A 22,935-nucleotide genomic window follows, 5' to 3' on the forward strand; every position below is an offset into this window, starting at 1 on the left:
CTGAACACACCGAGCACTCCGAGCACTGAAGAGCCGTCCCGTCGGGCTCGTGTTCCTGCCCGGTCCGCGATGCCGGACCGTGCGTCGATGGACGATGAGGAGATCTTCGGGCCGGTCGTGTACCGGCTGACGATGTCGGAGGCGATCGAGCGGGGGCTGATCGCGCAGTACCAGGTGGTCTGCGTGGATATTGCTGATCCGCAGTTGTCGGCGGTGCGGTTGGTGGGTGCAGAGGCGTTCACGGATGAGGTGCGGGGGGTGCGGTTGGCGGCCTTGCAGACGGCGGTTTTGAAGGCTGCTGCGGAGCACCGGCTGCAGCGGGTGCTGACGTTTCATCACCGCACGAGTGAAGCGGAGGCTTTCGCCGGCGGGCTGGGGCAGGTGGCCGCGGCGCTGTGGGAGGCCGATGCTGGATCGTTCGCGGAGCCTGAGGCGGTGTGGGCGGACTGGCTGTGCGGGGAGCATCGGGCGGTACACCGGCGGCGGGTGCTGGAGACTTTTTCCGCGGGGGTGGTCCAGGATGCCGTGATGGAGCTGTGCGTGCTGTCGTCGGCGCGTGTGCTCGGCGAGGGGGTCGATACCGCGACGTGTGATGCGGTGGTGTTCGTGGATGCGCGGGGCTCGACGCCCGATGTGGTGCAGGCGGTGGGCCGGGCGCTGCGGATGCAGCCCGGAGAGGGCAAGGTGGCCTCGCTGGTGGTGCCGGTGTTCCTGGAGCCGGGTGAGGAGCCGGACGAGATGCTGGCCTCGCGGTCGTACACGCATCTGGTGAAGGTGCTGACCGCGCTGCGGGCGCACGATACCGAGGCCGTCGAGCAGCTCGCCGTCCCCCAGTCCCCCAGCCGACAGGCTGCCTCGGCCGCAGGCGGGACGGCGGGTGGGGTGGCCAGCGGGGCGGCGCAGGGGCTGCTGCGGTTCTCCACGGCCCGGGATCCGGTGCATTTGGCGGCGTTCATCAGGGCGCGTGTGCTGCGGCCCGAGGGCGAGTACTGGCGACGGGGGGTGCAGGCCGCGATCGCTTACGCCGCCGATCACGGGCACCTGCGGGTCCCCTACGGGTATACCGCTCCCGATGGTTTCGCACTTGGGGTGTGGATCGCCAAGCAGCGCGTCGCCTACCGCCAGGGCACCCTGGCCGAGGAACGGGTGCGGGAACTGGATGCGGCCGGGATGGTGTGGTCCCATCTCGAGGTGGCCTTCTCCGGGGGCCTGGCCGCCGCGCGTGGCTGGGCAGGGGAACACGGGCACCTCCTCGCTCCCACCGGGGCAACCTGGCAGGGCTATCCCGTGGGGATCTGGCTGCGTGACCAGCGTGCCGCCGCGCGACGAGAACGAGCGGCACAGAACGGGCCTGACGGGGGCCGGACATCGGGGAAGCCCAACAGTCCGCGGCGGTGGCGGAAACTGGAGATGATCGACCCTGCCTGGTGCCCCGCCTGGGACATCGTCTGGCAGCGGTGCTTCCACCTCGCCCGCACCCATGTCAACGGCGGCGGGGAACTGCCCGCTGTGTCCGGAGAGATCGTCGTCCAGGGCGAGGACCTCGGGCGGTGGGCCGGCGCCCAGCGCACCGTTGCGGTATGGGACGGCTTGCTGCCCGCGCAACAGTGGCTGCTCACGCAGGTGCTGCACCTGACGCCGGACCAGGAGCAGCCTCAGGCAGGACCTGCGCCAGGCCGGCAGAGGGCCGTGGGCAGGACGCGGGCGCAGATGTGGGCCGACAACCTCGCCGCCGCACGCCAATATCACCAGCGGGAAGGACACCTGAACGTCCCTCGCCAGCACGTGGAAACCGTGGACGGCGACGACCGTGCGCTAGGCGTGTTCATCGCCAACTGCCAGGCCCGCAAGCAACGCCTGGCCCCTGAGCGGGTGCAGGAACTCAATGCCGTCGGGATGAAGTGGTCTTGAGGGCGTTGTCAGTTGTTGGCTGTGTGACTGCCTGACGGCGCGTCGTGGTGTGGTGGAGCCTGGTTCCGGGCTGTGTTCAGGCCGTGGTGGCGAGGCCGGCGACGCCGGTGATCTACTCCTAGATGGCGAAGCGGACGGTCATATCGGCCCGGTAGTCGTGGGCGGGCATCAGATGGCGGCGGGGCCGGAAGTGGGGCGAGATACCGCTGAACGCGGACAGGAACCGCTGCGCTCCGCCCACGCTGCGGAAGCCTTTCATCGCCCGTTCGCGCTGCCTGGTGGGCTGGTGGCTGTTCTCCGCCCGGTTGTTCAGGTACTTCGACTGGCGGTGCTCGACGGAGGGCATGACCTCGCGGTGGCCGCGCCGTAGGAGCGGAGCTTGTCGGTGACGACCACCCGCGGCACCATGCGCGTCTTCTTCATCAGCCTGCGGAAGAAGCACCTGGCCGCTGCCTTGTCCCGGCGCTTCTGCACCAGGATGTCGAGGACGTTGCCGTCCTGGTCGACGGCCCGCTACAGGTATTTCTGCTCGCTGTTGATCTTGATGAAGACCTCGTCCAGGTACCACTTGTCACCGGGCCGGGGCTGCCGGCGGCGCAGCGCGCCCGCGTAGGCCTGCCCGAACTTGGCGCACCAGCGACGCACGGTCTCGTAGGAGACGACGATCCCGCGCTCGAGCATCAGCTCCTCGACCTCGCGGAATGACAGCGGGAAGCGGAAGTACAGCCACACACAGTGGGAGATGACCTCGACCGGGTACCGGTGACCCTTGTACGACAGCGACGCGCTCCCCACGGACAACCCTTCCCAGGCTGATCAACCAGAAGATCATCCCACCGGTCAGCCAACGTGACAGTGCCTGGACGACAACATCTACGCCACCGCCACGTCGCTGAGCGGCACCTGGTCGTCGTTCCGTGACTTCGCCGCTCCCGGCACACGCACCTCCGGCAGGCAGACCGCGAACGTCATCACCGTCCAGTGCGCCTCCGGTACCAAGCACATCTACGCGGGCGACCGCTGGAACACCGCCGATCTGGGCGCGTCGAAGCTGATGTGGCTTCCCCTGACCATCAGGGGTACTGACCGTGAACTGAACTGTTCCGGTTAATGGAACATGTTCTGCCGTGCTCGGGGTGTGTCGTCTATCCATGGAGTGCCGCATTCGATTGCTGCACCCGCACTTCCGGAGGTCGCCCATGCCGTCCCATTCGTCCCGCACGCCCTCCCCGGAGACGAAAAAAACGGCCCACGCCCTCTGGGAGGCTGAGCAGTCCGGTACGCCATGTCCGCCGGTACGCGACCAGTTGCCTGCCGGAGATGTGAGCAGCGCCTACGCCGTGCAGCGCCTCAACGTCGAGCGCAAGCTCGCTCGGGGCGGTCGCCTCGTCGGTCGCAAGATCGGTCTGACCTCGCCTGCGGTGCAGGCCCAACTCGGCGTAGATCAGCCGGACTTCGGCGCGCTGCTGGCGGACATGGCGGTGCCCGACGGCGGGACGGTGCCCTACGGGCGGCTGCTCCAGCCCAAGATCGAGGCAGAGGTCGCGCTCGTGCTGGCGGCCGACCTGCCGCACCCCGACACGACGGTCGCCGACGTGCTGCGAGCAGTGGACTTCGCCCTCCCCGCCCTGGAGATCGTCGACAGCCGGATCGCGGACTGGGACATCAGTCTGATCGACACGGTCGCCGACAACGCCTCCTCCGGCCTGTTCGTCCTCGGCGCAACACCAGTGCCGCTGACCTCTGTCGATCTGCGCGCCGTGCGCATGACGCTCAGCCGCGACGGCGAGGAGGTCTCGCACGGCACCGGCGCCGACTGCCTCGACGGCCCCCTGAACGCGGCCGTGTGGCTCGCGTCGACGCTGGCCGGGATGGGCGATCCGCTGCGCGCCGGCGACGTCGTGCTGACCGGCGCCCTCGGCCCCATGGCTGTCGCCACCCCCGGCAGCCGCTTCGAAGCGGTCATCTCCGGACTCGGCTCCGTACGCGTCGGCTTCGCACCCGCATCCGACCAGAAGGCAGGGCAGCAGTGACCACCACAACACCTTCTCCCCGTACCAAGGTGGCCGTCATCGGCTCGGGGAACATCGGCACCGACCTCATGATCAAGGTTCTGCGGCTCTCGGAGAGCCTGGAGATCGCTGCCATGGTGGGCATCGATCCGGATTCCGATGGTCTCGCCCGGGCGAAGCGCCTCAAGGTCGCCACCACGCACGAGGGCATCGACGGCCTGGTCGCCATGGACGAGTTCCAGGACGTGAGGATCGTCTTCGACGCCACCTCCGCCGGCGCTCACCGCCACCACGACGAGGTGCTGCGCGCGCACGGCAAGACGGTGGTCGACCTCACCCCCGCCGCACTGGGACCGTACGTCGTCCCGCCGGTCAACGGCGCCGCGCATCTGGACGCGACGAACGTGAACATGGTCACCTGCGGCGGCCAGGCCACCATCCCGATCGTCGCCGCCGTGAACGCCGCCACGCCCGTGCACTACGGCGAGATCGTCGCCTCTATCTCGTCCCGCTCCGCCGGTCCGGGTACCCGGGCCAACATCGACGAGTTCACCGAGACGACGTCGTCGGCCATCGAGAAGGTGGGTGGCGCGGCGCGCGGCAAGGCGATCATCATCCTCAATCCGGCCGAACCGCCGCTGATCATGCGTGACACCGTGCACTGCCTGGTCTCCGACTGCGCCACCGAGGCCGTCACCGCGTCGATCGAAGAGATGGTCGGGCGGGTGCAGGCGTACGTGCCCGGTTACCGCCTGAAGCAGATGGTGCAGTTCGAGCGGGTGGCCGCTGACGATCCGCTGCACACCCTCGCCCCCGGCGGTGGCGACGCACTGAAGGTGTCCGTCTTCCTGGAGGTGGAGGGCGCCGCCCACTACCTGCCGGCCTACGCCGGCAACCTCGACATCATGACCTCGGCCGCGCTGCGCACCGCGGAGCGCATGGCCGAACTCCCCCACTCTCGGCTTCGCTCGAGCGGGGGGACCCCCATCGCCCCGGAGGTGGCGTCCCGATGACCCGTCTGTACGTCCAGGACGTCACCCTGCGGGACGGCATGCACGCCGTCCGCCACCGCTACACCGTCGACCAGGCCCGCACCGTCGCCGCCGCCCTCGACACGGCCGGAGTGTCCGCCATCGAGATCGCCCACGGCGACGGATTGTCCGGCTCCAGCATCAACTACGGCGTCGGCGCGCACACCGACTGGGAGTGGATCGAAGCGGTCGTGGACGCTGTACACCAGGCGACCCCCACCACCCTGCTGCTCCCCGGTATCGGCACCATCCACGAACTGAAGCAGGCCCACTCCCTCGGCATCCGCTCGGTGCGCATAGCCACGCACTGCACCGAGGCCGACATCTCCGCCCAGCACATCGCCGCCGCGCGCGAGTTGGGCATGGACGTCGCCGGGTTCCTGATGATGTCCCACATGGCCGAACCGGCCGAACTCGCCCGCCAGGCCAAGCTGATGGAGTCCTACGGCGCGCACTGCGTCTACGTAACCGACTCCGGGGGCCGCCTCACCATGGACGGCGTCCGCGACCGCTTCCGCGCCTATCGGGACGTCCTGGACCCGGCCACCGAACTGGGCATCCACGCCCACCACAACCTCGGCCTGGGCGTGGCCAACTCGGTCGTCGCCGTCGAGAACGGCGTCACCCGCGTCGACGCCTCCCTCGCAGGGCAGGGCGCCGGGGCGGGCAACTGCCCCCTGGAAGCTTTCATCGCGGTCGCCGACCTGATGGGCTGGGAGCACGGCTGCGACCTGTTCCCCCTGATGGACGCCGCCGACGACATCGTACGACCGCTGCAGGACCGCGAGGTGCGGGTGGACCGCGAGACTCTCACTCTCGGCTACGCGGGCGTGTACTCGAGCTTCCTGCGGCACGCCGAGAAGGCCTCCGAGCGTTACGGCATCGACACCCGCGCCATTCTCGTCGAGGTCGGACGCCGCAAGATGGTCGGCGGCCAGGAGGACATGATCACCGACATCGCCCTCGACCTCGTGTCCCAGGCGTCGTCGGCCTGACGGCGGGGAGGGCGGGGCGGCGGGTGCCTTCGCGGGACACGCTGAGTGATCTCGTGTCTTGTGCCTGCTCCTCATCGCTGTTGGCGCGGAAAGCCGACAGGGGCCTGATCCACCGGGATCAGGCCCCTGCCCTGGTACTGGCTCCGGTGCCGGCCGTCGGCCCCTGATGCCTGCTTCAGTAGGCGACCGTGAATCGGTCGCGGATGTGTGAGGGACTCTCCAGCTCGTCGACGATCGCGATGGCGTAGTCGTCGAACGAGATCCCGGGCAGCGTCCCGCCCGGGGTTTGGAGCAGTTCCCGACCACCACGACGGAAACGGCCGGTGCGCTCACCCGGGCCGATTCCGGGCGGCGGAGCGAGGTAGATCCAGTCCAGGTCGTCGACCTGCTCCAGCAGCTTCCAGAAGTGCGCCGCGGCGGCGGCCGATTTCGCGAATTCCGGGGGGAAGACGTCCGTGTCCATGACGCGTGTCTTCGTGCCCGGCACGAGCAGGGTTCCGCTTCCGCCCGTGACGAAGTAGAGCGGCGCCTTCGATTCCCTGACGGACGAGATCAGCCGGGGCGTGGTCTGTTTTGGCGTACTGGATCGCCGTGACGACCACGTCGTGGCCCGTGATGACGGGCACGAGCTGGGCGGAGTCGTTGGCGTCGGCCTCGACGGTCCGTACCGACGGGTGGGATGCGACGAGTTCCGGATGGGTTGTCACGGCGGTGACCCGGTGTCCCCGTGCGATGAGCTCGGCGATCAGGGGGCGGCCGACGTTGCCGGTGGCACCCACCACCGCGACGTTCAACGACGGACCGGGCGTGCTGTTTGATTCAGCCATGGACTGTGCTCACTTTCATCACCGCGAGCATCGGCGCTCCGTAGAGCATCTCCACCACCAGGTCGAATCCGCCCTGGCTCGCCGTCGGAGCGCGGCGGGACAGTCGTCGTCCAGCCGGACGGCCTCGTCCGCTCCCCGCTCCTTGATGGCGTCGAGCACGGCGGGGTTGCGGCCCGCCGCCACCACCCGTCCGGCACCGAGGACTTTGACCGCCTGGACCGCAATCCGACCGACGCTGCCCGTGGCCCCGAGGACCAGAACCTGCTCACCCTGGCGGAGACAGGCCTTCCAGGTCAGGGACAGCCGCGCGGAGATTCCGGCCACGCCGATCGCGAGCGCGGCACCGTCCGCCAACGCGTCCGGGATCTCCTGCACCGAGTCCGCCAAGGTGACCGCCCGCTCAGCGAACGAGCCATGTGGCAGGTGCGTGCGTCCGAAGTAGACGCGAGTTCCGTCACCGACGGTGCCGACGCCCTCGGAGCCCGGCACATAGGGAACCGGCGGAGGTTGGTTGACTCCGACCGCGACCACCAAGTCCTGCGGGTTGACCCCGGCGGCCGTGACGGTCACAACCGTGCCGTGCTCGGTCGGGAGGGGTTCGTCGACCTCCTGCAGCGCAGGGGCCCCTCTGGCTCTTGTAATGACAGCTGCTCGCATGACGGCGACGCTAGGCCGGACGGCCAGAGCTGCCGAGCGCCGGTTTCGGCTGCTGGAACCCCGGAGGCGGCACGATGACGCCCGGAGCCCGTGGCGTGGCCGGGGCGGCGCCCGTGCGCTCGCTCGGTCGAGACGTGCTCGACATGTCCAGGGGGATCGGATTCAGCTTTGTTTCTGCCGCGTGGACGCCAACGCGCGAGTGACGGGGTTCCGGGGGGTGGAACAACCTCCTGCCGTCACAACGGTGGCGTGTGAATCATGGCGGTCTGCAGCACATGTCAAGTGAGGAGTGAGCATGGCCGACGCACCGATCACCACGACCAAGGTCGCGGTCGGAGAGTACGAATTCCAGCTGAACGCTTCCGGTGACAAGTCCAAGCCGGCCCTCCTATTCCTGCACGGTTCCGGGCCGGGCGCGACCGGCCTCTCGAACTGGGAGGCGGTGCTGAAGGATCTCGGGAACGACTACTACTGCCTCGCGCCGGACGTCATCGGCTTCGGCGACTCCAGCCACCCCGAGCCGCCGCCGCAGGGCCTGGCGGCCTTCACCCAGCTCCGAGTCGACACCCTGATCGGGCTGCTGGACGAGCTGGGACTGGAGAAGGCGGTCTTCGTCGGCAACTCCATGGGCGGCATATGGTCGCTCGGTGCGACGCTGCAGGCGCCGGAGCGGGTCGAGAAGATCGTTCTCATGGGTTCCGGCGGTTCGCCGATTCCGCCCGGTCCCGCGATCCCGTCGCTGGCCCTGTTCTACGACAATCCGACGACCGAGGCCATGCAGCACATGCTGGAACAGTTCGTCTACGACCCGCAGCTGTTCGGCGGGGACCTGCGGAAGATCGCGGAGCAGCGGATCCCGCGCGCCGTGCGGCCGGATGTGGAGCGCTCCCACCGGGCCACCTTCGTAGACGTCCTCGACCGGCCGTGGGCGCTGACGCCCGAGGACGCGGCCAAGATCGAGCAGGATGTTCTCGTCATCCACGGGCGTGAGGACCGGTTCGTTGTCTTCGACGGCGGCAAGTGGTTCTTCGACCACCTCCCGAACGTGCGGCTGTACGGCATCGGGAAGTGCGGCCACTGGACGCAGATCGAGCAGCACGACCGTTTCGTGGCCGCCGTGCGCGGCTTCGTCAGCGGGAGCCTGTGACAGTGCCACTGTACGAGCTCGACGGGATCGCACCCGCCGTCCACCCGGACGCGTTCGTCGCGCCCTCCGTCGTACTGATCGGCGACGTTGTCATCGAGGCGGGCGCGTCGGTCTGGTACAACGCGGTCCTGCGGGGCGACTACTCCCGCATCACAGTGCGCCGAGGAGCCAATGTGCAGGACGGCAGTGTGCTGCATGGACCACCCGATCTGCCCACGGAGATCGGTCCCGGCGCGACCGTGGGGCATCTGTGCGTCGTGCACGGCGCGGTCATCGGGGAAGAGGCACTGATCGGGAACGGCAGCACCGTGCTCGACGGTGCGCGGGTCGGGGCGCGGTCGCTCGTCGCCGCGCATTCGCTGGTACCGGCCGGTTCGGACTTCCCGGCGGAGGCCCTGGTGGCGGGTATTCCGGCGGTGGTCAAGCGGTCCATCGTCGGAACGACCGCCGAGCAGTGGATACTGAACAACCCAGGTGTGTATGAGGTGTTGGCGCGAAGACACGCCGCGGGAATCAAACCAGTTCGGTGAGCATGGGCGGGAGCTGCCCCGGGATCGGTCCGATCAAGGCCGGTCCCGGGGCAACTGCCGTTATCGGTGGCGTTCATGGCAATGAGTTCCAGTGACCGGCACTCGACATTGTGGCCGCTGCCGGTAATTCCGACAGTGCATGCATGACTGTTCTGATCATCGGCGCCTCGGTGGCGGGCGTGCGTACGGCGCAGGCTCTCCGGCAGGGGGGCTTCCAGGAGCGCATCACCCTCGTCGGCGAGGAGCGGCACCAGCCGTACGACAAGCCGGCCCTGTCCAAGGAGGTGCTGGCCCCCGACCGTGCGGGCGAGCCTCCCGTCCTGCTGACGAAACAGGAGGCCGACGAACGCGGCATCGAGCTGATGCTCGGCGTGAAGGCGGTCGGTCTCGACCTCACCGAGCGGCGCGTGGCGACCGACGGGGGCGAGCGGTTGCCGTTCGACCGGCTGGTCCTCGCCACGGGGGTCACCCCGCGCACACTGCCGGGTACCGGCGACCTCTCGGGCGTCCACACCCTTCGGACGGCCGACGACGCGTGGGCGCTGCGAGCCGAACTCGACCGTTCGCCCAGGGTGGTGGTCATCGGGGCCGGCTTCATCGGCGCCGAGTTCGCTGCAGCGGCCCGGGCGCGCGGGCTGGACGTCTGTGTCGTGGAAGCGCAGCCGATCCCCATGGCCCATCTGTTCGGTGAGCGGGTAGGTCGGATGCTGGCGGGCATTCACGCCATGAACGGCGTCGCGGTCGAGGCCGGCGTCGGATTCAGCAGCTTCACCGACGACGGACGGGGCCGGGTAACCGGTGTCGTCCTGGCCGACGGCCGCACCCTCCCTGCCGACCTGGTCGTCGTCGGCATCGGCGCACGTCCCGCCACGGACTGGCTGGAGTCCTCCGGGCTCGATCTCGCCAACGGGGTGGCCTGCGACAGCTGGCTGCGTGTCACGGGCGTGGGCGTGGGCGCGGTCTACGCCGCAGGTGACATCGCTCACCGGTATCACCCGATGTGCGGCAAGTCGCTGCGCATCGAGCACTGGACCAATGCCGGGGAGCACGGGGAGATCGTCGCGGCCGACATCCTCGGGCAGCAGGCGCCACGGGCCCAGGTGCCCTACGTCTGGTCCGACCAGTACGGTCAGCGCATCCAGATCGTCGGCAGGCCCGCTGAGGGCCGGCTGAGCGCGCTGCGAGGCGGCATCGAAGACAGCGGGATGACCGCCGTCTACGCCGATGAGGCGGGGCGGGCCGTCGGCGCCCTGGTCGTCGATGATCCGCGCACCTTCATGTCCTGCCGCAAGGCGGTCGCCTCCGGGGCGCAGGTCAGTGACCTCGGCCTGGGCCTGCTGGAAGCCGCGTGAGTAGTGCGGGCCCACGAGGCCGCCGGGCTGTTCCAGCCGACGGAACCACCGCTGTCCGGTGGCCGCGGGCCGCGCGAAGGTGCAGGACACCGCTGACGGGAGGGTGAAAGATGCTTCACGATGTCACCGTGGTCGAGGCCGGGAGCCGGGTCTCGACCATGTACTGCGGCAGGTTGCTAGCCGATGTCGGCGCCCGCGTGGTACGCCTTGAGCCGCGTGCCGGCGAACGGCCGACGGCGCAGGACGCCGGATACGAGGCCTACGTGAGTCATCTGCACCAGGGCAAGCGCGTGGTGCGGTGCGACTCCGATGAACTCGCGGACGCCAGGACCGCCGTCGCCCGGCTGGTGCCGGAACTCGCGACCGGCCCGGCCGTCGTGATCTGCGACGACGACCTGCCGGGATTCCGGGCGCTGGCGGAAGCCCTGCGCAGGGAGAATCCGCGGCTGGTCGTCGTCACCGTTTCCGACTACGGGCTCGACGGCCCGTTCGCCAAGTTGCCGGCGACCGAGTTCACACTCCAGGCCGAGGCCGGCCTCACCGTGCTCCACCCCAGAGGGGACCGTCCGCCGGTCGCCAGCGGCGTGGAGTTTGGCGAGCTCACGGCCGGAGCGTGCGCGGCCGTGGGTGCGGTGTCAGCGCTGTTGAGCACCGAGGCCGGGGCGGCCTCGGCGATCGACGTCGACGTCTCGCGTTTCGAGGCGCTGGTCGGACTGCTCCAGTTCCCCTGGCTGTTCTCCCAGCTCTCTCCCCACACGCGCTACCCGATCCCGCAGAACCCCGTTCCCGGTGTCGAACGCGCGAAGGACGGCTGGGTGTGCGTCGTCGCCGTCACGGACGCGCAGTGGAAGGCGTTCAAGGAGATGGCAAGGGTGCCCGAACTGGACGACTCCCGGTTCGACATGGTCTCGGACCGGCTGTACAACGGCACCGAGATCACCCCGTTGGTCCGGCGGTTCACCGAGCGCCACACGGTCGAGGAGCTGACCGAGCTCGGTGTGCTCCACCGTGTGCCCGTGGTCCCGCTGACCTCGCCCGACACGGTCGCCGAGCTGGCGCCGTACGCCGAGCGGAACTCCTTCGTACGGCATCCGGAAGCCGGCTTCCTACAGCCTGCACCGCCGTTCCGGATCTCGCGCCCGAGCGTGCGGACTCCCGCTGCGGCCACTGCCGAGGCGGACCCCGCGCAGCCTCTGAAGGGCCTGCGCGTCGTGGAGTTCGGCACCTTCCAGGCGGGGCCCCTGGCCACGGCCCATCTCGCCTCCCTGGGCGCCGAGGTGATCAAGGTGGAGGCGGTGAACCGCCCCGACGCCATGCGCTTCTCGGGCAATCCCATGACCGTGAACCGCTCGTGGGAGCGCGCAGGCCCCTTCCTCGGCCCCAACATCGGCAAGCGGGAGGTCACACTGGACCTCTCCGACGCCAAGGGCCTGGACCTGGCAAAGCGGTTGATCGCCACCGCGCACGTGGTGCTGGAGAACTACACGCCTCGCGTGCTTGACGACCGGGGACTGGACTTCGACGGCATGCGCGAGGTCAACCCGGACCTCATCGTCGTCCGCATGCCCGCATGGGGGCTCACGGGCAGCTGGCATAACCGCCCGGGGTTCACCTACACCGCCGAAGCGGCCGCAGGGGTCACCCAGATGACCGGGTACGAGGACGGCGAACCGGTTGTCACCGGCACGGTCACCGACCCGTTCTCCGCGCACCTAGCGTCGTTGGTACTGCTGACGGCGATCCGGCGGCGCCGCCGTACCGGCGAGGCCGTGTGCGCGGAGCTGGCGCTGGGCGATGTCGCCATACAGCTGACCGCCCGCCCGGTGATCGAAGCGTCGGCCACTGGAGAGCCGCGCACACGTGCCGGTAACAGATCCCCGCTCGCGATCCCGCAGGGGATGTACCCGTGCGCCGACGACGACTGGATCGCGATCTCCGTCACGACCGACGCGCAGTGGATAGCCCTGTGCCGTGTCCTGGGCCGCGACGACTGGGCCGCCGACGCGGAGTTCGCGACGGCCGAAGGACGCCGCGAACGGCATGCGCAGCTCGACGACGGCCTTGCCCACGCGTGTGCCGGGGAGCCCGCCGAAAAGATCGTGGCGGCCCTTCGTTCCGCGGGGGTGCCCGCGGCCGTCATGGCCGTCGGTCTGGATCTCGCCGACCACCCTCAACTCGTTCATCGGCAGCGGCCGTTCCCGGTGCACCATGCGGTCGCCGGTACGGTGCGACACCTCGCACCGGCCATGCGCTTCTCCCACGCCCCCCGTCCGCCGGCCGTGGGCCCCGCCCCGCTGTTCGGCCAGGACAACGAGGCCGTGCTGACCGAACTCGGGTGCACCGAGGCGGAGATACGGGAGCTCGCCGAAAAGCGTCTGGTGGGCGACAGCCCGTACGGAATCACGCACAAATGACGCACATTCCCGAAGATACGGCCGCACTTGCGGCGATCTGCCGCACGTGGGCGACACGCACACCCGAAGCTGCCTGTCTCACCTACGACGGTGTGACCCGGAACTGGCGCGAGGTGTACGAACGCAGTTGCCGTGTCGCACAGGGGCTCGCCGGTTCCGCGCCGGGTGCGAGGGAGCGGGTGCTCTACCTGGGCCGCAACAGGCCCGAGTTCTTCGAGGTCCTGTTCGGTGCGTCGATGGCGGGTTGGGTGAGCGTCGCCGCGAACTGGCGGCTCGCCCCGCCGGAGTTGCTCTTCGTGGTCAACAACGCGCGCCCCAGAGTGCTGTTCGTCTCGGAGGATCTCGTCGGCAAGCTCACCCCTGTCCGGGACGAGCTTACGACGGTGGAAACCGTCGTGGTCATCGGGGACGAGACCGACGACTACGAGAAATGGCTTCTCTGCCAGAACCCGCAGGAGCCCCCTGCCGTGACCACGGACTCCGATCCAGCGTTCATGATGTACACCTCCGGCACGACTGGAGTGCCCAAGGCCGCGCTGTTCGACGGCCGGGCCGTGCGCGCGACGTTCAGCGCCGCCGGCGTCATGGGCGTCACCCAAAAATCCGTTCTGCTGGCGGCGCTTCCCCTCTTCCACGCCGCAGGGCTGAACACAGCGATCGCGGCACTGGCCGTCGGGGCCCACTGCGTGCTGTCCGCCGATGCCAAACCCCGCTCGGTGCTGGAAGTCGTGGAACGCCACCGGGTGACCACGACCATGGTCGTGCCCGCGGTTCTGCAGGCCCTCCAGGACGAGGACGTCGACCACTACGACCTCTCCGCCCTCGACACCATCGCCTATGCCGGCTCTCCCATGGACCCCGACCTGCTGCGGACCTGCCTGCGCCGCTTCCGCTGCAAGTTCCTCCAGTTCTACGGCTCGACGGAGACCATCGGCATCACGGTGCTGCCTCCCGAGGACCACGATCTGGCCGACACCGACGGCAGACTGGGCTCGGCCGGGCTCCCACTTCCCGAAGTGACGGTACGGGTCGTCGATCCCCTGACGGAGAAGGACGTCGCCGAAGGCGTGGTGGGCGAGGTCTGGGCGAAGACACCGACGGCGATGTCCGCGTACTGGGAGGCCCCGGAGGAGACGGCACATGTTCTCGCCCCGGACGGGTTCCTGCGCACCGGCGACGCCGGGTTCCTGCGCGGTGGCTATCTCCATCTGTGCGACCGGCTCAAGGACGTCATCATCACGGGCGGCGAGAACGTGTACCCGACCGAGGTGGAGCACGTCCTCTCGACTCACCCGGGGATCGCCGAGGTCGCGGTGATCGGGGCCCCCTCCCGCCGGTGGGGCGAGACGGTGCGGGCCGTCGTCGTACGGGCGCCCGCACAGCCCTCGCTGACAGAGGGCGAGGTCATTTCGTACGCCAAGGAATACCTCGCGGGCTACAAGAGCCCGACCGTGGTGGATTTCGTGGCGCAGCTCCCGAGGAACGCCTCGGGAAAAGTACTCAAGAGCAAGTTGCGTGAGCCATAGAACGTGGCCGCCATGGAGGTACATGCGCATGGACATCGCATTTCCGCGGATCGAGCCGAGTGTTGCGGAGGACTCGTTCAGGCATGGATCAGGTAGGTCGCTGCCGGTGGCCCGGATCGAGCTCGGCGGTGTCCCGAGAGGCGCGGCGATCGTGCTCTGCGACGCTGGCGCCCTGGAACGGGACGCCGCCGGGTTCATGAACGGACTGGCCGAGCACGGATACGAGTCCGTCGCCGTCGACCTGTCGCCCACCGGTGGCGACCCGACCGGCACGACCGACCGGGATCTGGTGAGCGACGTCGCCGTGCTGGTGGGGCGGTTGGGTGAACGCGGCTGGTCGCCGGCGCAGGTGGGCCTCGTCGGCTACGGCTTCGGGGGCCGGACGGCACTCTTGGCCACCGCCGAGTTCGCACTCGGCGCGGCGGTGAGCATCGCCCCGTCCGGAGTGGCGGACGCATGGTCCGACGCCCTGCCGCCGCTGATCCAAGTGGCCCGGCACGTCCGGACGCCGTGGCTCGGACTGTTCGGTCAGCAGGACCCCGGTGCCCCTGCGGACGTCCTGGCCAGGCTGGGCTCGTACCTGGGCGGCTCGCCGGCCCACACGGAAGTGGTCACCTATCCGGGCGTCGCCCGGGATTTCTATCGCGACGCCCGCGAGACCCTGGCGCACGTGGCCTCTTTCGACGCGTGGCAGCGAACCATCGAGTGGCTCGATCGGCGCGTGGTGCCGCGGCCCACGCCATTGGCCGCGGAATGGCAAAGGCGTGTCGCAAGCGCGGCCCGCGCGTAATTCCTTTCACTTCTGTGAATTCGACGCCCCGGTTCCAGCCGCCGGAACCGGGGGGAGCGCCACATGCAGCTCCACGGCACGGTGCCATTGGGACAGGAAAGGACGGACTACAGGTGTCTGAATACATCGAGGTCGACCAGGAAATCCCCCGCTTCAGGGTGAACCGGAAGGTCATGACGGATCCGGCTGTGTTCGCCGTGGAGCGCGAGCGCATCTTCGACCACAGCTGGCTCTACATCGGTCACGAGACCGAACTCGCCAAGCCCAACGACTACGTCACCCGAACCGTGGCCGGGCGGCCGTTGATCCTGGCCCGGGACGCCAAGGGGAAGGTGAGGGTCTGGGTCAACTCCTGCCCCCACCGCGGTGCGATGCTGTGCCGTGAGCCGAAGGGCAACGCTCGCTTCATGACCTGCTTCTACCACGGCTGGAGCTTCAACAACTCGGGCGAGGTCGTCTCGATCCCCGACGACGCGGGCTACGGGGCCGGCTTCGAGCGACCGGGGCTGGCGGCTCCCGCGAAGGTCGGCTCCTACCGCGGTTTCGTCTTCGTCAGCTTCGATCCGGACATCGTCGATCTCCCCACCTACCTGGCGGGCGCCAAGGAGTACCTGGACCTGGTGTCCGACCAGTCCGAGGTCGGCATGAGGGTCCTGCCAGGCACGCACGAGTACTCGGTGAAGGCCAACTGGAAGCTCCTGACGGAGAACAGTTACGACGGCTACCACCTCGTCTCCACCCACCAACGCTATCTGGAGATGATCACCGCCGCCCACGGCAAGGCCGACATCTCCTTCGCCTCGAACTCCATAGCCGTCAACCTGGGCGGTGGCCACGCCGTCATGGCCGGCACTCCCGCGAGCGGCGCCGCGCTGGGACGGCCGCTGTCCGAGGAGGCCAAACACGAGAAGGCCGAACACTTCGAGCGGCTCCGTCAGACGCACGGCGACGCGTGGGTGGATCGCATGGGCGGCACCCGCAACCTGGTGATCTTCCCCAACCTGGTGGTCATCGACCTGGTCATGGGCGTGCTGATCCGCAGGATCGAGCCCGTCACGCCCGACTACATGGAAGTCAGTGCCTGGCAGCTGGTGCCACCGGAGGAGGGCGAGGAACTGCACAGGCAGCGCCTGGACAACTTCCTCACCTTCTGGGGTCCGGGCGGACTCGCCTCGCCCGACGACGTGGAGGCACTGGAGACGTGCCAGCGGTCCTACGCGGCCCAGCGGGAACTGCCCTGGTCCGACATCTCCCGTGGGATGCACACGCCTCACAAGGGGATGAACGGCGAATACCAGATGCGCACGTGGTGGCGCCGCTGGCACGAGCTGGTCGCGGGGGAGGCGCTCCCCGAAGAACCGCAGGCCCCGCTTCCGGACTTCTTCGCCGGACAGCGGCAGCGGCCGGCCTCCGCGACCGCAGAGGCCAAGTAGCCCCCTCCAACCGAAAGCAGAGAGTCGATCATGGATCTGCAGCCCACTGAAGAGCATCTCGCCGTCGCCGAACTCACCCGCGCCATCGGACTCGACGTTCTGGCCCCCGCAGCGCGGACGGCGGAGGAGGAACGAGCCGTACCGGACGACGTGTGGCGGACCCTGGTGGACACCGGTCTGACCATGCCGCTGTCGGAGGAACTCGGCGGCGGGGGGATTCCGGACACCGTGACGCAGATGATCGCCATCGAGAACCTGGCGTACGGCGATCCCGGTCTCACGATGGCGGCCTTGTGGGGTGGCGCTCCCGCGCTGCTGCTGTCCCGTCACGGTTCGCCGGAGCAGACCGCCGGCCTTGCCCGCCTGAGCGAGGACCCCAAGGCCCGCGGCGCCGTCGCCCTCTACGAGGGATACGGGCGGGGCCCCGAGGACTTCACCACCACCATCAGCACCGCGCCCGACGGAACCGTGCGCGTCAAGGGCCGCAAGGTCGCCGTAGCATTCGCCGAGACGGCCGACCCCCTGATCGTGGTGGGCCGCGACGCGGACACCGGGGCGCTGCGCGCCTCGCTCGTGCCCGTCTCGGCCGCCGGAGTCAGCGTGCGGGGAACGACACCCGGCCTCGCGCTGGACGCCGCCGCCCTGGCCACCGTGTCGTTCGACGTGACCTTGGCGGCCGCCGCGGCGATCGACGGCGAAGAACTCGCCGGAACCGTGCACCGCCTGCGTCTGGCCCTGGCCGCGGCTCAGGTGGGCACCGCGACGCGCGCGGTGGAGTACGCGTCGGCCTACGCCACCGAGCGTGTCGCCTTTGGAAAGCCGATCGCCGGATTCCAGGGCGTCTCCTTCCCGCTGGCCGAAGCGCTGATGCGGATCTACGAAGTGCGCGCTGAGGTGTTCGAGGCGGCTGTCCTGGTCGACGCGGAGCGGTACACCGAGGCCGCACCCGCCGTTACCCGAGCCGTGAACTACGCCAGTGAGGTGGCCGCAGAGGCGACGCGGACCGCCGTACAGACACTCGGCGGCCATGGCTTCATCGACGAGCACCCGGTCGAGCAGTGGTACCGGAGCGCGGCAGCGCTCTCCGCCATCGACTTCGACCCGCTGCGGTCGGCCTTCACCCCCGCGCTCTGAGCGCCCCACAGACCCGATCACAGAGAACGAGGAGTCATGAGCCTGCCCTTCGAGATCAGCAAGGAACTGGCCGACTACGCCAATACGGTACGTGAATGGTCGGTCGCCGAGTGCCGGCCATACGCGCGAGAGGCCGACGACCGGCACGCCCCGCCGGCGAACTGGGCCGAGATCCTCGACACCAGCCCGGTCCCGCTCGGCCGCGCCGACAAGCCCGAACAGGGTTCCGTACCGGACTTCGAGGAGGGCGACTATGTGTCCAAGGCGGTGATCACGGAAGCGCTCGTCTACGGCGACGTGTGGGTGCCGCCCGTGCTGGGCGGCGGCATCGGCGAACTGGTCGTGGAAGCCATGGGCACGCCCGAGCAGGTCGCCAAGTGGTACGACCCCATCGTGGAGGGGGGCGCCCCGACGGGCTTCGCACTCACCGAGCCGGGCTTCGGTTCGGACACCTCCCTGGTGTCCACCACCGCGACCCGCGAGGACGACACCTGGGTGATCAACGGCACCAAGATCTTCTGCACCAACGGAGCCACCGGTGAGTACGTCACCGTGTTCGCCACGGTCGACAAGTCGCTGGGCGCCAAGGGCATCAGCTCCTTCGTGGTGCCCAAGGGAACGCCGGGCTTCACCGTTCCCAAGGTCAGCGAGAGCAAGCTGGGCATCCGCAGCTGGGTGACGTCCGAACTGTTCTTCGACAACTGTGTGGTCCCGCTGGAGAACCGGCTCGGCTGGACGGCCGAGGGCGAAGCGGAGACCAGGGCCAGCGGCCGCAGCGGTGCGTTCGCCGCTCTGGTCCACAACCGTCCTCGCATCTCCTCCATGGCCATCGCCCTGGCCCAGGCGTCGCTGGATGTCACCAAGGGCCTCCTGGTCGGGCAGAAGGCGGGGTTCACTCCGCAGCGGTGGTCCCAGATCGAGACCGAGCTGGAGAACATGGAGCACACGCTGGAGCGGGGCCGCCGACTCGTCCTGCGCGCCCAGTATCTCGTCGACATCGGCAAGGACCGCAGCGACACCGCGGCCGCCGCCGCGGCCAAGGGCTACGCGCCGCAGTCCTGCGAGCGCGTGGTCCGGCGCTGCATCCAGCTCCTGGGGCCCGAGGGCTGGAGCAAGGAACTGCTCCTGGAGAAGTGGTACCGGGACATGAAGATCATGGACATCTTCGAGGGGTCGGGCCAGATCCAGCGCATCATCGCCGGCCGCTCACTCATGGGCCGACTGGTCGGCTGAACCGAGCGCAGACACGTAACAAGGAGTCGCAATGGCCACCCAAGCCCCCACCCCGCCGATCGCACCGGCGAATGTCCCCGACAGCCTGGTCCGCTCGGTGGAACGCTACCTCTACGAGGAGGCCGAGCTGCTCGACACATGGCGGCTGCACGAGTGGCTGGAGTTGTTCGCCCCGCACGGGCAGTACCAGGTTCCGTCCACCGACAAGCCGGACGGCGACCCCGCGCGGGATCTCTTCCTCATCCAGGACGACCGCTTCCTGCTGGAGCAGCGGGTGAACTCGCTGCTCACCCGCGCCGCACACGCCGAGTACCCGCACTCCCGTACCCGGCACCTGATCACCAATGTGCGGGTCACCGACGCCACCGACGGACGGCTGACCGTCACTGCCAACTTCGCGGTGTACCGGGTGCGTTCGGGCACGGTCGACACGTATGTCGGCCAGTACCGGCACATCCTGCTTCAGGACGAGGACGGATCTTTCCGCTACGAGCTCCGCAAGTCCGTACTCGACCTCGACGCGCTGCACCCGCACGGCAAGGTGAGCGTGATCCTGTGAACCGCCTGCAGGACAAGGTCGCGATCGTGACCGGTACCGGCCCGCTCATCGGCGGTGCCATAGCGGCGGGACTCGCCGCCGAGGGCGCCCGGGTGGTGTGCACCGGGCTCGACGAGGAGTCGGTCAAGCCGTCCGTCGCGGCCATCGAGGCGGCGGGCGGCGAGGCGATCGCCGCCATCGGCGACGTCACCGACCCGGCGCACGCCCCGGAGGTCGTGGAGCAGGCGGTGGCCCGTTGGGGGCGCGTGGACATCCTGGTCAACAGCGCCGTGTGGTTCCACAAGCGCGGGCTGCTGACGATGACCGTCGAGGACTACCGTCGGCAGCTCGACGTGATCCTTGGCGGATCCTTCCTCTTCACCCGCGAAGTCGCCATGCACATGATTGACGCCGGCACTCACGGTAGCGTGATCAACATCCTGTCCACGGCGGCCTGGCAGGGTGAACCGGGCAACATCGGCTACTCCACCGGCAAGAGCGGGCTGATCAACTTCACCCGCTCCGCCGCCATGGAACTGGCCAGGCACGGCATCCGGGTCAACGGCTTCACTCCCACCGTGACCCTTCCCGACGACCCTGAGCGGGCCCGTGAGCTCGTGGGACTGATGGCCGGGCCCAGCGAGTACCCGATGAATTTTCAGGGTCTTTTCCCGATGGGCCGGCTGCCCACTCCCCAGGACTACGTCCCCGCGGTGGTGTTCCTCGCCTCGGACGAGTCCTCGATGATCACCGGAAGCAACATCACCGTCGACGGCGGAGCCACGGCCAAGTACTGGCCCTGGCTCTCCGGCTCGGGTCAGGAAGGACGGCTTGGGCCATGACCACCGAACGCCGCTTCGCCTGCCTGGCCGAGGACGTTGCGCCGGGCACGGCCATCACCGTGCCCGGGGACCCGCCGATCGCCGTGTACCACACGGAGGAAGGAGAGTTCTACGCGACGGCCGACACCTGCACCCACGAGAAGTGGTCGCTCGGGTCCGACAGCGACCTGGAGGGTTGCGAGGTGACCTGCCCGCTGCACATGGCGCGGTTCGACATCCGCACGGGCGAGGCACTCTGCTTCCCCGCCACCGTGGCGCTCCGGACGTACGCGACAGAGATCGACGACGGCAAGGTGTTCGTCGTCGGCTGAGCGCGAGCCGGCTCAGCGACGGTGAGGCCCACAGCGCAACGCTGTGGGCCTCACTGCCGGTCTCACGGCAGAAACGTCTCATGGAAGAAACAACGTGCCGCGCAGTTCCAGGCTCTCGAGGAGGTGGCCGCGGAGCAGGTGCGGATCGGCGGCCATACGGCGGCAGTGCTCGACTCCCTCGGCGAACCGCTCCGGGCTCTCGGTGAGGAACAGCAGACGCATGGCCTGCGCCGACAGCGGGGACACGGACTCCTCGAAGACCTTGCGGCGGTCCTCCGCGTACTGGTCGAGAACCGTGTGTTCCGCGTCGCCGTGCACCACGGAGACCAGCAGCCGGGCGAGTGCGAGGGCGTCGAAGATCCCGCAGGCCAGGCCGAAGCCACGGCTCGGGTTGGTGACGTGGGCGGCGTCTCCGGCGAGTACGACCCGTCCCGACCGGAAGCTCTCGGCCGCACGCTCATGGACCCGGGAGGCCGCCCAGCTCTCCAGCAGCGGGTCGGCCCCGTGCGGCAGCACGGCCTTGAACACGGCGGACATGCGGTCGGAGATCGTCTCCTCCGGCAGCAGCCGGCTCTCCGCGAAGGTGTACCGCCACAGGCCCGTGTCGTCGGCCAGACCGATCAGCGCGCCGTTGTCGAGATCGAGCTGCCAAGAGGAGGGAGACATCCCGAGCCCGGCGAGGTCGAACCGGATATCGGCGGCCACGAACCGCTTGGGCCAGGTCACGCCGGGGAAGCCCATGCCCAGCGACCGCCGGACCTGGCTGTGCGCCCCGTCGGCACCGACCAGCCACGCTGCCCGCAGGGTGGAGACGCCGTGCGGGGTATCTGCCGTCACAGTTACGCCGTGCGAGTCTTGCCACACATCGGTCAGGCGTGTGCCCCATTCGAACCTGACCCGGGGGTGGCGGGCCAGCCGGTCGACCACGATCCTGGCCAGCACATGGGACGGGACGAGCAACTCGAAAGGATGCTCGACCTCGTCCGTGAGGGACCGCAGGTCGAGGACCAACCGCTCACCGGTGCTCGGAACGACGAAGGATCTGGTGTGTGCCACGACGCCGGCCTGGCAGAGCTCCTCCAGGAGGCCGAGGTCCTCCAGCCCGGGCAGAACCGCCCAGTGGTAGACCATGTCGTACGGTCGCGGCTCGATCCCGGACGCTGCTTCGAGCACCGTGACGTCCAGGCCCGCCCTGGCCAGTCCCAGGGCGGTGAGCAGCCCCACGGGGCCGGCTCCTGCGACGACGACCTGTGCGTCCTGCATAGCGGCTTCTCCTTTCCGCCTCATCGGCTGCGCGAGCGCAGAGCAAGCCGTCTACTTACGCTACGGACCGGTGACCAGGGATGACATGGAGTGTTCCAGTGGCTGGAACCTGGACCGCACGGCCTGGGTGGGGGTTTCATACTGCTGAGATGCGGACGAAACCTGGGTGTGCGGTCCGTCGTATGTGCCAGGCCGAACGGAGGGCTGATGCTGATCGCCGAGAATCCGCCGTCGATCCTCTCCAAGGCTTTCGACGTGCTGCGGGCGTTCAACAGTCATGAACGCGTGATGACCCTGACGGAGCTCTCCCGTGCCTCGGGGCTGCCCAAGTCCACCGTGCACCGGCTGCTGGCCCGGTTGATCGAACTGGGCGCGATCGAGCACCACCGCGCCGGGTACCGGATCGGGATCGAGCTGTTCCAGTTGGGCAGCACCACTCCGGCGGGCGTCATGCGGGATGCGGCCATGCCACACATGGCCAGGCTTCACCGATGGACGGGACACACCGTGCAACTGGGGGTCCTGCGCCAGTTCGATGTCGTGTACCTGGAAAAGGTGGCGCGCAACAGCAAATCGTCCGACCCGGACGGTGTCGGTGTACGGTTGCCGGCCAGCTGCACTGCCGTGGGGAAGGCCATGCTGGCGCACGAGAACCTGGAAGACCTGAAGCACTTCCTGCCCAGCCCTCTCCCCGGCCTGACACCGCACACCATCACAGACGTCGACAAGCTGATCCCCGAGCTGCGGCGCATCCGTCAGGGCGAACTGGCTCGTGAACGCGAGGAGGCCAGGCTTGGCCTGGCCTGTGTCGCCGCGCCGATCGTGGTGCGGGGCTTTGCCGTGGGGGCGCTCTCCGTGGCCTATCCGTCCGACGTGGAGCTCGACCCCAAGACCGGGACCGTGCTTCGGGACACCACCGCACAACTGGCCAAGGAGCTCAAGCAGGGGTTGCCGGAACACGCCCGCTGGTTCCCGCGCGACGTATGACC

The 22,935-nt window shown here is 68.9% G+C and carries 21 protein-coding genes and 2 pseudogenes; 17 read left to right on the top strand and 6 right to left on the bottom strand.

Annotated elements, in window-relative coordinates:
* The first annotated feature begins 87 nt into the window (after window positions 1–87).
* The gene (locus tag G6048_RS15540) at window positions 88–1,911 is read left to right on the top strand and encodes a helicase associated domain-containing protein (RefSeq protein WP_235989903.1); all 1,824 of its coding nucleotides are present in this window, start codon (window positions 88–90) and stop codon (window positions 1,909–1,911) included.
* A gap of 118 nt (window positions 1,912–2,029) precedes the next feature.
* On the opposite strand, the pseudogene G6048_RS15545 reads toward G6048_RS15540, so the two are convergent.
* Both G6048_RS15545 and G6048_RS50935 read right to left on the bottom strand, forming a co-directional pair.
* A pseudogene (locus G6048_RS15545) lies at window positions 2,030–2,706 on the bottom strand (IS6 family transposase).
* A 78-nt stretch (window positions 2,707–2,784) separates the two neighbouring features.
* Window positions 2,785–2,916: a hypothetical protein gene (locus G6048_RS50935; protein WP_268978797.1), complete on the bottom strand. Its 132-nt coding sequence runs from the start codon at window positions 2,914–2,916 to the stop codon at window positions 2,785–2,787.
* Window positions 2,917–3,110: 194 nt separating this feature from the next.
* On the opposite strand from G6048_RS50935, the gene mhpD reads away from it, so the two are divergent.
* The 3 genes from mhpD to dmpG are packed head-to-tail and all read left to right on the top strand — an operon-like array spanning window position 3,111 to window position 5,949.
* On the top strand, window positions 3,111–3,944 hold the full coding sequence (gene mhpD / locus G6048_RS15550; protein WP_165340127.1) for a 2-keto-4-pentenoate hydratase: 834 nt from the start codon (window positions 3,111–3,113) through the stop codon (window positions 3,942–3,944).
* Window positions 3,941–4,936 (top strand): acetaldehyde dehydrogenase (acetylating), encoded by a 996-nt coding sequence (locus tag G6048_RS15555; protein WP_165340128.1) that lies wholly within the window; start codon window positions 3,941–3,943, stop codon window positions 4,934–4,936. Before mhpD ends, G6048_RS15555 begins: the two co-directional genes overlap by 4 nt.
* Window positions 4,933–5,949, top strand: a complete 1,017-nt coding sequence (gene dmpG, locus G6048_RS15560) for a 4-hydroxy-2-oxovalerate aldolase (protein WP_165340129.1) — start codon at window positions 4,933–4,935, stop codon at window positions 5,947–5,949. Before G6048_RS15555 ends, dmpG begins: the two co-directional genes overlap by 4 nt.
* Before the next feature lie 175 nt (window positions 5,950–6,124).
* Here the strand turns inward: dmpG and G6048_RS51385 are convergent, their stop codons facing one another.
* From G6048_RS51385 to G6048_RS15570, 3 genes and pseudogenes are all read right to left on the bottom strand, one after another.
* The gene (locus G6048_RS51385) at window positions 6,125–6,436 is read right to left on the bottom strand and encodes an NAD(P)-dependent oxidoreductase (protein WP_328826079.1); all 312 of its coding nucleotides are present in this window, start codon (window positions 6,434–6,436) and stop codon (window positions 6,125–6,127) included.
* A 25-nt stretch (window positions 6,437–6,461) separates the two neighbouring features.
* Window positions 6,462–6,776, bottom strand: a pseudogene (locus G6048_RS51390) (NAD(P)H-binding protein); the annotation flags it as partial.
* Window positions 6,777–6,794: 18 nt separating this feature from the next.
* Window positions 6,795–7,433: an alcohol dehydrogenase catalytic domain-containing protein gene (locus tag G6048_RS15570; protein ID WP_165340131.1), complete on the bottom strand. Its 639-nt coding sequence runs from the start codon at window positions 7,431–7,433 to the stop codon at window positions 6,795–6,797.
* A gap of 295 nt (window positions 7,434–7,728) precedes the next feature.
* Between G6048_RS15570 and G6048_RS15575 the strand changes: the two genes are divergently transcribed.
* The 12 genes from G6048_RS15575 (at window position 7,729) to G6048_RS15630 (ending at window position 20,683) form a co-directional block, all read left to right on the top strand.
* Entirely contained in the window at window positions 7,729–8,580 is an 852-nt protein-coding gene (locus tag G6048_RS15575) for an alpha/beta fold hydrolase (RefSeq protein ID WP_165340132.1), read from the top strand.
* A 2-nt stretch (window positions 8,581–8,582) separates the two neighbouring features.
* Window positions 8,583–9,110: a gamma carbonic anhydrase family protein gene (locus G6048_RS15580; protein WP_165340133.1), complete on the top strand. Its 528-nt coding sequence runs from the start codon at window positions 8,583–8,585 to the stop codon at window positions 9,108–9,110.
* Between the two features lie 143 nt (window positions 9,111–9,253).
* The gene (locus G6048_RS15585; RefSeq protein WP_165340134.1) at window positions 9,254–10,462 is read left to right on the top strand and encodes an NAD(P)/FAD-dependent oxidoreductase; all 1,209 of its coding nucleotides are present in this window, start codon (window positions 9,254–9,256) and stop codon (window positions 10,460–10,462) included.
* A 110-nt stretch (window positions 10,463–10,572) separates the two neighbouring features.
* Window positions 10,573–12,876, top strand: coding sequence for a CaiB/BaiF CoA-transferase family protein (locus G6048_RS15590; protein ID WP_165340135.1), 2,304 nt, complete (start codon window positions 10,573–10,575; stop codon window positions 12,874–12,876).
* The gene (locus G6048_RS15595) at window positions 12,873–14,402 is read left to right on the top strand and encodes an AMP-binding protein (protein ID WP_165340136.1); all 1,530 of its coding nucleotides are present in this window, start codon (window positions 12,873–12,875) and stop codon (window positions 14,400–14,402) included. The genes G6048_RS15590 and G6048_RS15595 overlap by 4 nt, the downstream gene beginning before the upstream one ends.
* Window positions 14,403–14,430: 28 nt before the next feature.
* Window positions 14,431–15,192, top strand: coding sequence for a dienelactone hydrolase family protein (locus tag G6048_RS15600; RefSeq protein ID WP_165340137.1), 762 nt, complete (start codon window positions 14,431–14,433; stop codon window positions 15,190–15,192).
* A gap of 113 nt (window positions 15,193–15,305) precedes the next feature.
* Window positions 15,306–16,625, top strand: a complete 1,320-nt coding sequence (locus G6048_RS15605) for an aromatic ring-hydroxylating oxygenase subunit alpha (RefSeq protein ID WP_165340138.1) — start codon at window positions 15,306–15,308, stop codon at window positions 16,623–16,625.
* Between the two features lie 30 nt (window positions 16,626–16,655).
* Window positions 16,656–17,759 carry an acyl-CoA dehydrogenase family protein gene (locus tag G6048_RS15610; protein WP_206341633.1) on the top strand — a complete coding sequence of 368 codons (1,104 nt, stop codon included), beginning with the start codon at window positions 16,656–16,658 and terminating at the stop codon, window positions 17,757–17,759.
* A 36-nt stretch (window positions 17,760–17,795) separates the two neighbouring features.
* On the top strand, window positions 17,796–18,992 hold the full coding sequence (locus tag G6048_RS15615) for an acyl-CoA dehydrogenase family protein (protein WP_165340139.1): 1,197 nt from the start codon (window positions 17,796–17,798) through the stop codon (window positions 18,990–18,992).
* Between the two features lie 31 nt (window positions 18,993–19,023).
* The gene (locus G6048_RS15620) at window positions 19,024–19,551 is read left to right on the top strand and encodes an aromatic-ring-hydroxylating dioxygenase subunit beta (protein WP_165340140.1); all 528 of its coding nucleotides are present in this window, start codon (window positions 19,024–19,026) and stop codon (window positions 19,549–19,551) included.
* A complete protein-coding gene (locus G6048_RS15625; RefSeq protein ID WP_165340141.1) occupies window positions 19,548–20,372 on the top strand; it encodes an SDR family NAD(P)-dependent oxidoreductase in 825 nt (274 codons plus the stop codon). Before G6048_RS15620 ends, G6048_RS15625 begins: the two co-directional genes overlap by 4 nt.
* Window positions 20,369–20,683: a non-heme iron oxygenase ferredoxin subunit gene (locus G6048_RS15630; RefSeq protein WP_165340142.1), complete on the top strand. Its 315-nt coding sequence runs from the start codon at window positions 20,369–20,371 to the stop codon at window positions 20,681–20,683. Before G6048_RS15625 ends, G6048_RS15630 begins: the two co-directional genes overlap by 4 nt.
* Before the next feature lie 78 nt (window positions 20,684–20,761).
* On the opposite strand, the gene G6048_RS15635 is transcribed toward G6048_RS15630, so the two are convergent.
* Window positions 20,762–21,946, bottom strand: coding sequence for an FAD-dependent oxidoreductase (locus tag G6048_RS15635; protein ID WP_165340143.1), 1,185 nt, complete (start codon window positions 21,944–21,946; stop codon window positions 20,762–20,764).
* 207 nt (window positions 21,947–22,153) lie between these two features.
* On the opposite strand from G6048_RS15635, the gene G6048_RS15640 reads away from it, so the two are divergent.
* Window positions 22,154–22,933, top strand: a complete 780-nt coding sequence (locus G6048_RS15640) for an IclR family transcriptional regulator (protein ID WP_165340144.1) — start codon at window positions 22,154–22,156, stop codon at window positions 22,931–22,933.
* The last annotated feature ends 2 nt before the right edge of the window (window positions 22,934–22,935 follow it).

The sequence above is a fragment of the Streptomyces ureilyticus genome, assembly GCF_011045025.1.
Lineage (GTDB): Bacteria > Actinomycetota > Actinomycetes > Streptomycetales > Streptomycetaceae > Streptomyces > Streptomyces ureilyticus.